The sequence below is a fragment of the Psychrobacter sp. NG25 genome, assembly GCF_015234355.1.
In the GTDB taxonomy this organism is placed as follows: domain Bacteria; phylum Pseudomonadota; class Gammaproteobacteria; order Pseudomonadales; family Moraxellaceae; genus Psychrobacter.
Window position 1 is genome coordinate 69,176 of sequence record NZ_JADGMV010000004.1, and the last position, 14,367, is coordinate 83,542.

Sequence of the window (14,367 nt, forward strand, 5' to 3'; positions counted from 1 at the left end):
AGGTAAGTCATCGCAACTTATCGCCCCAAATAATTAAAATACTTGAGCTTTGCAAGGCCACAATGTAAGGTAGCCTTGCAAACAACCAATCCCAACGTTGTATTAGTCCCAAAATCCTATTTATTAAGGAGAATCGTATAATGATGCGTATTATTTTGCTAGGTCCACCAGGCGCCGGTAAAGGTACCCAAGCCCAGTTCATTTCGAAAGAATATGATATCCCGCAAATCTCAACTGGCGATATGCTGCGTGCAGCAATCAAAGAGGGTAGCGAGCTTGGTAAAAAAGCCAAAGATATCATGAATGCTGGTGGCTTGGTTTCTGATGACCTTATCATTAACCTAGTGAAAGAACGTATCGCTAAGCCTGATTGTGTCAATGGTTGTATCTTTGATGGTTTCCCACGTACGATTCCACAAGCCCAAGCGCTTGCAGATGCTGACGTTGCTATCAATCATGTGGTTGAAATCAGCGTTCCTGATGATGAAATCGTCAACCGTCTGTCTGGTCGCCGCCAGCATCCAGGCTCAGGTCGCGTTTATCACGTCCATCACAATCCACCTAAGCAAGACGGCCTTGATGATGTGACTGGCGAAGCGTTAATCCAGCGTGAAGATGATAAAGAATCTACGATTCGTGATCGTCTAGCGACTTATCATGAGCAGACATCTGCACTTGTTGGTTTTTATCAAGATAAAGCCAAAGAAGGTGCTGATGCGCCTAAGTATGATAAGTTCGATGGTACTCAAGGTATCGATGATGTGAAGCAACAAATCTTATCAGCTCTAAAAGGCTAATCGCTTATTATAGATTGTTGATAGCATTATCTAAGACCCTGCTAATTATTCATTAGTAGGGTCTTTTTTATGCCTCACTATAAAGAAAAGTATTCCTACAAAGATAAGTGACCAATAGGGTATAAAAAAGCCGCTTACTCATTATAAGTAAACGGCTTTTAAATACTGCTATATCAATACGTAATCAAGCTAAAGCTTATGCATTACCTTGAGCATCAACTTGCGCTTGCTGCTGGCTTTGCGCGTAAGCTTGATCAAAGTTTACAGGTGCTAGTAGCAATTGTGGGAAACTACCACGTGTCACGATGTCACTGATGACTTCACGAGCGTATGGGAATAGCACGTTAGGGCAGTAGGCACCCAAGATTTGACCGATTTGGTCTTCTGGAATGTCTTTTAATAAGAAAATACCCGCTTGATGAACTTCAGCGATAAAGGCTGCTTCATCAGCATTTTTAGCCGTAACGCTCACGGTCAAAATGATTTGATAATGATCATCATCAAGCTTTTCAGCATTGCTAGATAGGTTGATATCAAGCTCTGGGTTCCACTCTTTGGTGAATACACCAGCGCCTGGCACTTCAAGTGACATGTCTTTTACATAGATGCGTTCTAGTGCCAATTGTGGTTGTGCTTGTTCGTCAGCCATGGTAACTCCTCTAAAATTGAATCAAATAATTGGGAAAATGGTCATTTTAATCAAAGTTCATTGTAATATAAATCGAGACTGAATCTCGACATTTTTATCAATACTTTTTATTGCTAGTCTTGAACCTACCTCTTTCTCTCTATCTTTGTATAAGCTGAGGTGGGTTCAAAAACAGGCAGCAGATTAACCCGCTAATAGCTCGTCAAGTTTGCCTTGTTGGTTCATCTGATTGAGCTCGTCGAAACCACCGACAAAGGTATCACCAACGAAGATTTGTGGCACCGTGCGATAGTTATTGGTTTTTTTCATTAATGCTTGGCGCTCTTCGCTACTGATGTCATGCATGCCAATCTCTTCATAAGCAACGCCCTTTGTTTTTAGCAGTTGTTTGGCGTTTGAACAGTATGGGCAGATAGGGGTCGTGTAGACTTTCACAGATACGGTCATGATGAATCCTTATTTATTGGTTTAGAAGGTAAACGTTTTATTGTAATCCGTTACCAGCACATAAATTGATATTAAAAATATATTTGGTGATGCTCATTATTAAAGTGGGGATGAGCATATCAAATTCAAGATGCTGGCGCATAAAAGCGCTGAGGGTAGCATAAATGTCACAAAAAAAAGACACCCATCGATAAGGTGTCTTTTTTAGCGTATCAATCAGATATCAATCCATGCTCGCTGAGCATTTTTCTAAATAGTCATAAGATTTGCTATTTATGCAAACTCGGCTTGGCTTTGCCTTTGTTCTTTGGCTTGACATCTTTTACACCAACCAACGGCATGCCAGCACCTTGCCAACCACCAACACCACCTTCTAAGCGGTAGACGTCATCTTTACCGATCATCTGAATCGCAGCGCCTGCTTGCACACCCATATCACAGATAATAATGACGGGTTGCTCAATGGCACGAATTTCTTCTATGCGGTCTTTGAGATCAGTGAAAGGTATGTTGCGGCTGCCTTGGATATAACCTGATTCAAACTTCTTTTTGGCACGAATATCGATCAGCTGCGCATTTTGCGAGTTAACCATCATACCAAGGGTATTAGGCGATATTTTTCTGCCGCTACGTTTGTTTTCAATAGCAAAAAATAGCACGGCAAGTACGGCCAATATACCAAATAAAAACGGGTGGTTGCCCACAAAATCCAGCGCACGATCCAAACCATACCTCCAAAAAATAAGTGTTCTGTTAAGCCGAGAAGCCAGCCCAACGATATTGAACAAGGCGCTATTATACCGATTAGACCATCCATAGTAAACGTGTGATGGTCAACCTAGTGATGAACGATTAGTAAGGCCGCGATTAATAAGGTTTAGTATCGGCCTCTTCTCTAAGGGTCACAAGGTTTTCGACACGGCGCTGCAATACTTCACCATCAGCCACGGCTTGCCATAATGCGCAGCCTTTGCTGTTGTGAGTGTGACGACAATCGCGGAACTGACAGTAACCAGCCAGGGGTGCTAGCTCAACGAAGCCAGATATAATATCATCTGGACTCAAATGCCAAATACCATACTCACGGATACCGGGCGTATCGACGATGCCACCTTGAGTCAAGTCGTCTGGATTAAACGGCAATAAGCGGCTGGTGGTGGTGGTGTGCTGACCGAGCTTCGAGTTTTCAGAGATGATGTTTACCACTTGACCTGATTCTGGCAGCAGTGCATTAATTAAGCTGCTTTTACCAACACCAGATTGTCCTGCAAAAATAACCAGTTTTTTGTCTATGTATCGTTTTAGCTCATCCAGTCCTTCTTGCTCATCGCTATCAGCGACGTTTTCAGGGCAGTCGACTGAGGTTAAGACGCTCTCATACCCAAGTGCTGCATATTGTGCCAACAACTCATTGGTATCGACGCCGTTTTCTTGCGCCAGTAAATCGGCTTTGTTCAGTACTAATAATGGCTTCACATCAGCAAGATGACAAACCACTAGATAGCGATCAATCAGTGTGGGTGCCGCAGCAGGCAGTGGCGCAAAGACAATGGCCAAAATATCGACGTTGGCAGCGACAGGTTTGAGCTTATGATAGCGGTCAGGTCGAGAGACCAGCGAGGTGCGTGGTTTGACAGACTCAATACGGCCAAACCCTGTATTGGAGTCGGCATTCCAGCGCACTTGATCACCAGCCGCTAGCATCGGCAGGTTGGTACGCACATGACAACGCCAAATATCACCCAACTCAAGCGTTTGCCAAAACGGCTCAGGATCATCAGGCCCAATCTCTGGCTGCTCAGGTATCACAGCAGGCAAACTGGTGACTTGTACCTCTAGTTGCTTACCGTAATGCGCCATGACCACGCCATCCATCAAACTGTCATCGATGCTGTCTTGACTTAACAATTGCTGCTTATCGATGCGACGAATCTGCTGTTTGGTCAGTTTGCGTTGCCGGATTAATGCCATGGGTTTGAACCTATTAAAAAAATATTGCTAAGTGTAGCGTGAAAATTTGCTAACATACAGCCTAAAGCGCCTATACCAGACGGTGGTTTTGTAATGTTTTGGGTTTTTGAGACGTTATGAATCCGTCAGCGCAACATAATATCATTTGAGCATGACCATTTATATGTGGTTTATTTAGTTCAGATTGCCCCAAAGTTGTTCCAAGCTTTATTGACCATAGGACAAAATATGAGTACCGATGACCATCCCAATAAAATTAAAATCAGAAACCAAGGCAAAAAAGGGCTGGTATGGATTGACCTAGAAATGACAGGTCTTGATACCGTCAATGACGAGATTATTGAGATTGCCACTGTCGTTACTGACGAAGATTTGAATGTACTTGCCGAAGGCCCGGTGTTTGCCATTAAGGTATCTGATCAAGTCTTAAATAAGATGGATGACTGGAATACCAAGCAACATGGTCAGTCAGGGTTGGTCGACCGTGTGCGTCGCAGTACCGTGACATTGGCAGAAGCCGAAGCTGAGACCATTAAGTTTTTAAACAAATGGGTCGATAGCGGCAAGTCGCCAATGTGTGGCAACTCAATCTGTCAAGACCGTCGATTTATGGCGCGCCAAATGCCAGAGCTTGAGCGTTTCTTCCATTATCGCAATCTAGATGTGTCGTCGGTTAAAGAGCTTTGCTTCCGCTGGCGCCCTGATATCTTAAGAAACTTTGAAAAAGGCGGCAGTCATTTAGCCCTAGATGATATTCGTGATTCTATCCGTGAGCTAAAACACTATCGTCAGCATTTCTTTAAGTTAATTCCTTAAAACGGAAAGTGCTCTAGATACAAGCGAGCAGTTGCGAGAGAGTAAAAAGGGTCTGTTGATAGTTCAACAGACCCTTTTTGTTTTTTAATATATATGCAAAAGCTACATCAAACGAGTGCTTTAAACTCAAACAATCCAAACTCAGTATCATTATTACTAAAACTGTCACTTGATTGTTCATCACCTATCACTGCACCAATAACGGCACTGACTTTCGGCTGGCGTGTTTCTGTATCTAGTAGTCGCCAATCACCTAAGACATAACGGATTTTATCATTGGCAGCTTGATGAATGTCTGGACGATGCGTGTGCCCATGTAATAAGGCATCATTATCAGCCATTACTGTACTGACCGCGTCTGCATTGACATCCATAATATGGGTGGCTTTATTGGCATTATTTCTCTGACTCTTCTGTCGCATTTTATCAGCGATTGCCAAGCGTTTTTCTAACGATTTATTGAGTAAATACCATTGAGTCAAACGGTTGCGCATTATTTTACGAAAGAACTGATATTTTTTATCATCGGTACAGAGCGCATCGCCATGCTCTAATCGGTAGTTTTTCTGCCCAACGTTTAGGATGTATGGCTCATAAATAAGCTCACCACCGAATAAATTACAAAATGGTTGATCTAACAAGAAATCACGATTGCCATGCATTACTAAAATCTCACAGCCAGCCACTCGCAGTGCTTTTAATTTCACGATGAGCGGGGTGAGCCAATGGGTTTGGCGTTCATCCTCTGACAACGATAGATAAACATCATCACCTAGCCATACTTCGAACCAATCACCCAAGATAAACAGGCGCTTGAGAGCAGGTAGGGCAAGGCAATCGTCAAGCAGTGCCAAAAAAGCCTGCACTAAGGCAGGCTCTTCAGGCGATAAATGCAAATCGCTAATCAAAACTTGGCGCACCTCGTGAGGGCGGGTCGTGATTAAATGATTAAAAGTTTGCATTTATCTTTATCCTCGTGACTTATCAGAATGCTCTTTTGAAAAGTTATTCTAATAAGTGCTTATTGAGTAAATACTACTTAACTGCTAATGAGAGACAATTACTGAGTAATGATAGTCGCTGAGTTGATAACGACTGGCTCTTTTGGCACATCAGCATGCATACCGAAACGACCTGTTGGTACGCCGCGCATTTTTTCGATGACATCCATACCGCTTGTGACTTTACCAAATACAGTATAGCCCCAACCTTGCATGTTTTTGCCAGTGTGGTTTAGGAAGTCGTTGTCTTTTACGTTTACGAAGAACTGGCTGGTTGCTGAATGCGGATCTTGCGTACGCGCCATCGCAATCGTACCTTTGTCATTCTTTAGACCGTTGTCTGCTTCGTTTTCAACTGGAGCATTGGTTGGTTTTTCATTCATTTCAGCGTCCATTCCGCCGCCTTGAATCATGAAACCATCAATGATGCGATGAAAAATCGTACCGTCATATTGACCCGATTTTACATAGTTCAAAAAGTTTTCTACGGTTTTTGGCGCTTTTTCTTCATTGAGTTCGATAACGATCGCACCCATACTGGTGTCTAGTTCTACTACTGGTGGCATGTCTACCATGGGGTATTCCTTTTTGATTACGGCGCCTTAAATGACGCTGTCAAGTGGTGGATAAAAAGTTGGTTAATAAAAAGTCATGGGTAGTCTAACGGCTTTTTTAGTCTGTGTCATGTATCAGGCTGTTAATGCGTTCGCAAAAGCTGATAGAATAACGCAACTTTAACTTTTTATTATCATTTTTGATAACCTGTTTTTAATAGTTTGGTTTGAATTTTCCATGATGTGTGATGGCATGCATCATGAACTGACAATTTGCGTTAGGAGCAATACCCGATGAGTGAGAACTCAAGCAATAATGCACAAAAAGACGAACACAAAAACGACTTTATTCGTAATATTATTCGTGACGATATCAAAGCGCAAAAACAGCAACAGATTGTGACGCGTTTTCCGCCTGAGCCAAACGGCTACCTACATTTGGGTCATGTAAAATCTATCTGTTTAAACTTTGGTGTGGCCAAAGAATTCGACGGTGTGTGTAACCTGCGTTTTGATGACACCAACCCAACGGCAGAAAAGCAAGACTTCATCGATAACATCGAAAATGATGTGAAATGGCTAGGATTTGAGTGGTCAGGTGAAGCGCACCATGCGTCAGGCTACTTTGATCAGTTGCATGGATGGGCCGTACAGTTGATTGAACAAGGTGATGCGTATGTTGACTTGCAATCGCCTGAACAGATGAAAGAAAACCGTGGCTCATTCAATGAGGCAGGCACGCCGTCTCCGCAGCGTGACGCCAGTGTTGAAGAAAACCTAGCGCTCTTTAATGATATGAAAGACGGCAAGTATACTGAGGGCAAAGCAGTGCTGCGCGCCAAGATTGATATGGCAAGCCCAAACATGAACATGCGTGACCCTGTCATCTACCGTGTCATGCATCAAGCGCATCATCAAACAGGGGATAAGTGGTGCATCTATCCTATGTATGATTTTGCACATCCGCTCTCTGATGCGCTCGAAGGGATTACTCACTCACTATGTACGCTAGAGTTTGAAGACCATCGCCCGTTCTATGATTGGGTCATCGAAAAAGTTGGTTTTGCCACGCCGCCGCACCAGTACGAGTTTAGTCGCTTAAATGTGGACCATACATTGACCAGTAAACGCAAACTTAAGCAATTGGTTGATGAAAGTATCGTTAGTGGTTGGGATGATCCGCGTATGCCGACGGTCGCTGGTATGCGTCGCCGTGGTTATACGCCAGAGGGTTTACGTGACTTCTGTGAGCGTGTAGGCGTGACGAAAGTAGATAGCGTGGTTGATTTTCGCTTATTAGAGTTTAGTATTCGTCAATCGTTAGAGACGACCACTGCCCGTGGTATGGCAGTACTCAAGCCATTAAAAGTGACCATTACTAACTTTGCGGAAGCGGTTAGCAGCTGGGAATCTCTAAAAGCGGATAGTGTTAACGCGCGTTTTGATGCTGCCGCACAAACCTTATGGTTGACTCAGCCGAACCATCCTAATGTCGATATGGGCGAGCGTGAAATCCCATTCACCGAGACGATATATATCGATCAAGGCGATTACGAGATTGTACCGCCAGCAGGCTATAAGCGTTTGTCACCAGAAAAGCCAGAAATCCGCTTGCGTAATACCTATGTGTTGGCAGTGACTGAGCATATTACGGATGAAGCGGGCAATGTGGTCGAGCTAAAAGCCACCATTGATCCGACTACTTTGGGTCAAAATCCCGAAGGCCGTAAGGTCAAGGGGGTCATTCATTGGGTATCGGCCAGTCAAGGCGTTCCAGCAACGGTACGCATGTATGAGCAGTTATTTAGTGTTGAAGACCCAAGCAGCGTTGCTGACGTCCATCAAGCATTGAACCCTAACTCGTTAACTGAACTCAATGCCGTAGTTGAGCCATCACTTGCCAATGCTGATGCTGGCACGCGTTTTCAGTTTGAGCGTGAGGGCTACTTTATCTCTGATAGCGAAGACCACAGCACGGATAAACCAGTCTTTAACCAAATCGTTAGCTTACGCGACAGTTATAAACCTGCTTAATGCGTAACAAGCCATGCAAATAACGTTTGTTTTGAGACAATACTGAACAATAGTAGTTTGCAAGCCTGCCCATTTCTAGTACGCTAGGGATGGGCTTTTTTGTGCATCTGTAAAGTTGAGTATCGTAATATTTAAGGAAATGAGAATGGCAAAGTTTTTAAACAGTAGTGGTACGACTTATCATTTAGAAGAATTAATTAAAAATGCCTCTGATAGGCTGATTATTATTAGTCCGTATCTAAAGCTTAATGAGCGTATTAAAGAATTATTAGAAGACCGTAATCGTCTCAAAATTGATATTAGAATCGTTTATGGTAAAAATGATCTACACCCTGAAGAAATAAATTGGCTCAAAAACTTAACCTTTATTCGTACCAGTTTTTGCAAAAATTTGCATGCGAAATGCTATCTGAATGAAAATGAGTGCATCATTACCAGTCTGAACCTTTATGAGTTTAGCCAAGTCAATAATAATGAAATGGGCGTGCTGATTTATCGTAATGAAGACAGTAAGCTTTACGCCGACACTTATGAGGAAGCCCAACGCATCATCCGAATCAGTGACGAAGTGAGAATGTCACTTGAAAAAGTGACTGAAATTGAATCTGGAACGGATGCTAGCTCTAATAACAAAGCCGCACCTAGTCATACGACAGTGAATACTAACGCTAATACAACGGCAAAACCTACGACAGAAGCGGCGATTCCGAATTACTCTAGGTTGACGACTGCCAAGCTTGCTAAAGAGCTTGGGTTCAAAACTCAGGCATTAAATGATAAGCTGCTTGCAGCCGGTTATTTAGAAGCGCAAGAAGGTGAGTTGGTCTTAACAGATGCTGGACGTGCAGCTGGTGGCACTAGCAAAAAGGGCAAGTTTGGTGAATTTTGCTTATGGGATGCAGGGATGGTCATCTAGTTGATTCTCTAGAAATGTATGGGTTTATTTATTGCCAAATAGAATAAGCGCATTACAATCCTTCACAAGACAGTCATAACCAGTTTGTTAAGATAGAATGAGTTTTTTGCTGACGTGCTTTACGTTATTGTGTAGTATCTGACTGAGTATGTTGATAATAATAGAGAGTGTGGATATCTATGGATACTAGCACTAATCACTAACAAAGCTAAGGAATCAAGAATGGCACATTTACGTTTAGGCGATACCGCACCAAATTTTGACGCTACCACGACAGACGGTGACATCAACTTCCACGAGTGGGCAGGTGATAACTGGGTTGTTTTCTTTTCACATCCAGCTGATTTCACGCCAGTTTGTACGACTGAGCTTGGTCGTGCGGCTGCGCTTAATGGCGAGTTTCAAAAGCGTGGTGTTAAACCAATCTGTATCTCAGTTGATGGTATAGATGATCATCATGCTTGGGCAAAAGATATCGGTGAGACACAAGGGACCGAGCTGAATTTCCCAATCATTGCCGATCCAAATAAAGAAGTCGCTGAATTGTATGACATGATGCATCCAAATGCAGACAGCACTCATACCGTACGCAGCGTTTTCATCATTGATCCAAACAAAAAAATCCGCTTAACCTTAACGTATCCTGCGAGCTGTGGTCGCAACTTTGACGAGATTCTTCGCGTTATCGATGCTCTGCAACTGTCTGACGAATATAATATCGCGACGCCTGTAGACTGGAAAGATGGTGATGACGTGATCATTCCACCAAGTGTCAAAAACGAAGATATCGCTGCTAAGTATCCTAAAGGCTATACCGAGGTGAAACCTTATCTACGTACCACACCTGCACCAAATAAGTAAGTTGAGCGTACTTGCCCTGTGATAATAGATATTAAGCCCTATAACGTTACGTTATGGGGCTTTTTGTTGCTCATATAATAACCAGCGTTGGGTTTAGCAGTTGACTGACTATATGATGGAAAAAGAACCATAGATTATGTCTAGGTAATATCATCTTTGAATGATATATTTTTAATGAGCGTTATCTACTATAAAAACCAACAGCATTCATTCGCTCTTCAATCCATATTTTAAGGAGTTTGCCATGAAAAAACTATACGTCACCCGTACTGCACCGAATCCACGTAAAGCACTTATTTTATTAGCATCAAAAGGTATTGATGTTGATGACATGGACGATATTGATGTTATTGACATAGATTTTGCTGCTAATGAGCAGAATTCAGATGAGTTCACTGCAATGAACCCGATGCGTACTGTGCCAGTGCTCAAGTTGGGTGATGGTACGATACTTAATGATTCACAGGCCGTGTGCGAATACCTCGACCGCGTCTATGGTGAGCGCTCTGTGATGGGTAATGATGTCATACAACGCGCACAAGTTTGTTCTATGCGCCGCATTGCAGAGTTTGAAGTGTTATATAACTTCATGTTGGCGTTTCAGCACAGTAATCCCGCGAAAGCCCAACGTGTTGAACAAGTGCCAGAGTTTGTTGCTCCATCTATCGCACGAGGGGTCAAAACACTCGCTTATTTTGAAAACATACTAGAAGGCTGCGAGTATTTGGTCGGTGATCAATTGAGTTTTGCTGATATTGTTCTATATATAGGTTTAGACTTTGGTAAAGTGCTCAAGGTTGATCCTAATGAGCAAGGTGAAAATATTGCCCGTTTTTATCATATGATGAATGAGCGGTTTAGTATCAAAAACATGGCAAAAGCCAAACCTGCTCACAAAGAGGACTGAGGCAAACACTAAAAATTAAAAATCATCTATAATCAGCGGTCTTAAGTAGTTGATAGTACTGTCAACTACTTAAGATCGTTTTTATGGATGGATGGCACGTAAGAATAATCTGTAAATAGCAGTTACTATGACTACATAAAATTAAACACTTCGTTACAACCACCGTAGGCATCAGCGCTATAGTGGTGAAATCGTTACGGTTTTTGTGTTAGATACTGTTTGCTATATGACCCTAAAATTCGTAATCTACTCTCAAAGAGTTGATAGTTTAAAGCTTAGTTTTGCAAAAAGGATAATCACGATGCATGTGAGTAGCCAAAAGGTACGATTGTTATGACATCGTTTATTAGAAAACAGCCTGTTCGTTCGGTGTTGGTACTAAGTATGCTAGCCACCAGTTTGGCATTAAGTGCTTGCCATGGACCTTCTGACGAAAATGAAGGACTAGATGATACGGGTGTAGCGGCTAGTGAAGCTGCTAATAACGGTGCTATTAATCAAGATGCTATTAATACTGATGCGACGGACAAAGAGTTTATATCCGATAAAATGAGTGTTGAAGACGCAATGATTAGCAATCTTTCACGTTATCGTTGGACACTGATATCTGCAACTGACAGTCATGATCAACCACTAGATATATTGATGCAAATCACAGACCAAGTACGACTGTCACTCAACCAGTATCAGGGTCAGAATACTTTAAACTATAATGTTGGTTGTAACACCATAAGTGCGACTTATCAGTTGCAAGGTGCCGCTTTAACCGTTGAAGATAGCATGAGCACTAAAATGTCCTGTGGTGATCTTAATAAGGCTGAAGACAACTTAAGTACGCTGATGCAAGGTGATAGCGAACTGGTATTGGCAATGGCTAACGATGCTAGTGTTGATAGTCTTAAAAGTGATACACCAATATTGACACAGACTACCAGTGATGATGATACTTTAGTTTGGCAAGGAAAGCTGACCCCGAAAGCCAGATATAATAGTAAGGGCGAGGCTGTATTCTGGGCTGTAAGTGCAGACATGGTACCATGTGCTGATAATAACCCACAGATGTGTTTACGAGTGAAGCCTATTACTTATAATAGTCAGGGTATTAAAACCAATGAAGGTAAATGGCGCGTATTTATTGGTGAAATCGATGGTTATCAGCATGATGGCCAGCATGAAGAGGTATTACGTCTACAGCGCTATCGATTAGACGGTAGCGGTACGGCAGATGATACTTCCAACACATCAGATGACGAATATGCTTATGTATTAGATGCAGTCATTGAAAGTTCAGTAGTAGAATAGATTCTTTTATTATCGTTATGAATACATTGAGTCAATGATTCAAAAAACAGGCGTCCAGATGATGCGTGTTTTTTTATGGTCGTATAAAAGACTCTGTATTTAACGCAAATTGCCTAAGTCTTCTTCCGTTAGACGCCAACGGCCTTTCTTTTTAGAAGCACCGCGTCCACGCATAGCACTATTCAATATCAGTTTGTTCATTGAATGGCTTGAGTGAGCGTGACAGATGGCGCAGGCGAGTCCATCAGCAGCGTCCTGTTGTGGTACTACATCTAGAGACAAGATACGGCAGACCATCTCTTGCACCTGCTCTTTTGCTGCAGCCCCATAGCCGCAGACAGCTTGCTTGATTTGTCGAGCCGTATATTCTGATACTTCTAGGTCCAGTGCTACCATGGCAGCAATCGCTGCACCTCGTGCCTGACCAAGCTTAAGCGCAGAGTCTGGATTTTCAGCCATAAATACCTGCTCAATAGCCGTATAAATAGGCTCGTCTGCATATTTCAAATGATGCTGGGTGATTCGTGTCAGACCATTAAAAATACGCTTAAGTCGTTCAGGCATCTCTTTGGTATCCGTACGAATAGTACCTGCATCGATATAAGTTAGTTTGTCGCCGGTTTGTTGAACAATTCCATAGCCCGTCATGCGTGAGCCTGGATCAATCCCGATAATAATGGCCATAATATCCCGTCTTGCTTACATTTTATATTATATTCAATCCTATATAAATCGGATACAGTGTCAGACTCGCTCAGCCTACTACTCGTAGTACTTTCACTCAAATTCCTTGTATCCAAATTATATTGTACCAACTATATGGCTTAAAAATTAGCCGTAAGTTTGATAGTATAGCAATCAATCCCCATATACATCATATGTTAGCCATCTTAATTTGCATGGCGCTCAATTTATTGGTTTTTATTTTATAGGACGACACTTTATGGGTCAGATAGTTGGTATTGCCATCGTTTGGTTTATTATCGAGATGCTGCTTTGGTATTTGCTTGCTCAGTTTATGAGTGGTTGGTGGGTGTTTATGTGGTTTATCATTGCCGCCGTCATCGGTATCTCACTGCTGCGTAAAGGAATGGCTGCACTGAATCCAATGGCACAGCAGATGAAAGCTGGTGGCATGACGAACCCGTCGATGCGTCCGCAAGAGTCGACCATGATTAAAAGTGTCGCGATGGCAGCAGCAGGCATTTTACTGCTTATACCAGGTGTACTCAGTGATTTGCTTGCGTTATTGGTCGTATTACCACCTGTACAGAAGAAGCTTAAAGACTTTGCCAATAACTATGTCATGAACAATCAGCAGAAAATGATGGAAATGATGGCAAAGCAGATGGGTGGTCAAATGGGCGGCGGTCAAAATCCCTTTGGTGGTATGGGTGGTCAAAACCCATTCGGCGGAGCAGGCGGCACGAATGGCCAAAATCCATTTGGTCAGCAACAACAAAACCCGTTTGGTGATGTGTTCAAACAGCATACAACCGTTGATGGTACTGCCAAAAACATCCCTAAAGATGTAAAGAAAATTACAAAGTCTGCTAACGATGAGTAATAAATAAAATAAATAGCAGGCATAGAAAAAGCCCCTTTCGTCGATGACAAAAGGGGCTTTTTGTTGGTTGTAACCGTATTATCGTAAACTTATTTGTTGTAAATAAAACGGTCAATAACCGAATAAAACAACCGAAGTGCCGCTGTAAGATGGTGACCCATGAACCGTGAAGTTCAGGGCGGATGCGTCATCATCTCTGCAGGTTTCCTGATACACCGCAAGCGGTGCAGGCATACACAATGAGACGATAGGTACCACATCCTGGTAAAGCATTATCGGCTCAGGGAATAAACATCTACTAGCCAACACTTCAGAATATAATTATCTTAACCAATGGATTGAATGATTGCAAGTACGATTTACAGATTGATACGTAGGATTAATGATTACGTGATTCATGTCGAGTTTTAACCATTTTTGAATGATTTAGGATCATATTAGGCGCTTAATTACTAGTTAAAAATAGCGATTTTTCAGCTATTTTGAGATGTGTGTTAATATAGAGGGCTTTAAACTTCCTAGTACAGCATCATAGGCGTTCATTC

The 14,367-nt window shown here is 42.4% G+C and carries 15 protein-coding genes and 1 other RNA gene; 8 read left to right on the forward strand and 8 right to left on the reverse strand.

The features are described from left to right. The first annotated feature begins 140 nt into the window (after positions 1-140). Entirely contained in the window at positions 141-797 is a 657-nt protein-coding gene (adk, locus tag IPZ60_RS07360) for an adenylate kinase (protein ID WP_194197188.1), read from the forward strand. A 196-nt stretch (positions 798-993) separates the two neighbouring features. Here adk and secB read toward each other — a convergent pair whose 3' ends face one another. The 4 genes from secB to rsgA form a co-directional block, all read right to left on the reverse strand. Then, positions 994-1,446 (reverse strand): protein-export chaperone SecB, encoded by a 453-nt coding sequence (gene secB, locus IPZ60_RS07365; RefSeq protein WP_194197189.1) that lies wholly within the window; start codon positions 1,444-1,446, stop codon positions 994-996. Positions 1,447-1,629: 183 nt separating this feature from the next. After that, a complete protein-coding gene (gene grxC / locus IPZ60_RS07370; protein WP_110922607.1) occupies positions 1,630-1,893 on the reverse strand; it encodes a glutaredoxin 3 in 264 nt (87 codons plus the stop codon). 269 nt (positions 1,894-2,162) lie between these two features. Beyond that, entirely contained in the window at positions 2,163-2,618 is a 456-nt protein-coding gene (locus tag IPZ60_RS07375; RefSeq protein WP_110922608.1) for a rhodanese-like domain-containing protein, read from the reverse strand. Positions 2,619-2,760: 142 nt separating this feature from the next. Further along, positions 2,761-3,864, reverse strand: a complete 1,104-nt coding sequence (rsgA, locus tag IPZ60_RS07380; protein ID WP_110922609.1) for a ribosome small subunit-dependent GTPase A — start codon at positions 3,862-3,864, stop codon at positions 2,761-2,763. A 228-nt stretch (positions 3,865-4,092) separates the two neighbouring features. On the opposite strand from rsgA, the gene orn reads away from it, so the two are divergent. Next, the gene (gene orn, locus IPZ60_RS07385) at positions 4,093-4,680 is read left to right on the forward strand and encodes an oligoribonuclease (protein ID WP_194197190.1); all 588 of its coding nucleotides are present in this window, start codon (positions 4,093-4,095) and stop codon (positions 4,678-4,680) included. A gap of 107 nt (positions 4,681-4,787) precedes the next feature. Here orn and IPZ60_RS07390 read toward each other — a convergent pair whose 3' ends face one another. After that, positions 4,788-5,642, reverse strand: a complete 855-nt coding sequence (locus IPZ60_RS07390) for a UDP-2,3-diacylglucosamine diphosphatase (RefSeq protein WP_194197191.1) — start codon at positions 5,640-5,642, stop codon at positions 4,788-4,790. A gap of 98 nt (positions 5,643-5,740) precedes the next feature. After that, positions 5,741-6,256: a peptidylprolyl isomerase gene (locus tag IPZ60_RS07395; RefSeq protein ID WP_194197192.1), complete on the reverse strand. Its 516-nt coding sequence runs from the start codon at positions 6,254-6,256 to the stop codon at positions 5,741-5,743. A gap of 273 nt (positions 6,257-6,529) precedes the next feature. Here IPZ60_RS07395 and IPZ60_RS07400 point away from each other — a divergent pair, with 273 nt between their 5' ends. The 5 genes from IPZ60_RS07400 to IPZ60_RS07420 all read left to right on the forward strand — a co-directional run bounded on the left by IPZ60_RS07400 (position 6,530) and on the right by IPZ60_RS07420 (position 12,255). Beyond that, positions 6,530-8,269: a glutamine--tRNA ligase/YqeY domain fusion protein gene (locus tag IPZ60_RS07400; RefSeq protein WP_194197193.1), complete on the forward strand. Its 1,740-nt coding sequence runs from the start codon at positions 6,530-6,532 to the stop codon at positions 8,267-8,269. 145 nt (positions 8,270-8,414) lie between these two features. Continuing rightward, positions 8,415-9,185 (forward strand): phospholipase D family protein, encoded by a 771-nt coding sequence (locus IPZ60_RS07405; protein ID WP_194197194.1) that lies wholly within the window; start codon positions 8,415-8,417, stop codon positions 9,183-9,185. A 222-nt stretch (positions 9,186-9,407) separates the two neighbouring features. Continuing rightward, positions 9,408-10,046 (forward strand): peroxiredoxin, encoded by a 639-nt coding sequence (locus tag IPZ60_RS07410; protein WP_194197195.1) that lies wholly within the window; start codon positions 9,408-9,410, stop codon positions 10,044-10,046. 244 nt (positions 10,047-10,290) lie between these two features. Continuing rightward, entirely contained in the window at positions 10,291-10,953 is a 663-nt protein-coding gene (locus tag IPZ60_RS07415; RefSeq protein ID WP_194197196.1) for a glutathione S-transferase family protein, read from the forward strand. A gap of 333 nt (positions 10,954-11,286) precedes the next feature. Next, positions 11,287-12,255 carry an META domain-containing protein gene (locus IPZ60_RS07420; RefSeq protein WP_194197197.1) on the forward strand — a complete coding sequence of 323 codons (969 nt, stop codon included), beginning with the start codon at positions 11,287-11,289 and terminating at the stop codon, positions 12,253-12,255. 99 nt (positions 12,256-12,354) lie between these two features. Here the strand turns inward: IPZ60_RS07420 and ruvC are convergent, their stop codons facing one another. Beyond that, entirely contained in the window at positions 12,355-12,939 is a 585-nt protein-coding gene (gene ruvC, locus IPZ60_RS07425; protein WP_045446965.1) for a crossover junction endodeoxyribonuclease RuvC, read from the reverse strand. A 259-nt stretch (positions 12,940-13,198) separates the two neighbouring features. Here ruvC and IPZ60_RS07430 point away from each other — a divergent pair, with 259 nt between their 5' ends. Next, entirely contained in the window at positions 13,199-13,822 is a 624-nt protein-coding gene (locus IPZ60_RS07430) for an FxsA family protein (RefSeq protein ID WP_194197198.1), read from the forward strand. A 124-nt stretch (positions 13,823-13,946) separates the two neighbouring features. Here the strand turns inward: IPZ60_RS07430 and ssrS are convergent. Continuing rightward, positions 13,947-14,142: non-coding RNA, 6S RNA (gene ssrS / locus IPZ60_RS07435), on the reverse strand. Between the last annotated feature and the right edge of the window lie 225 nt (positions 14,143-14,367).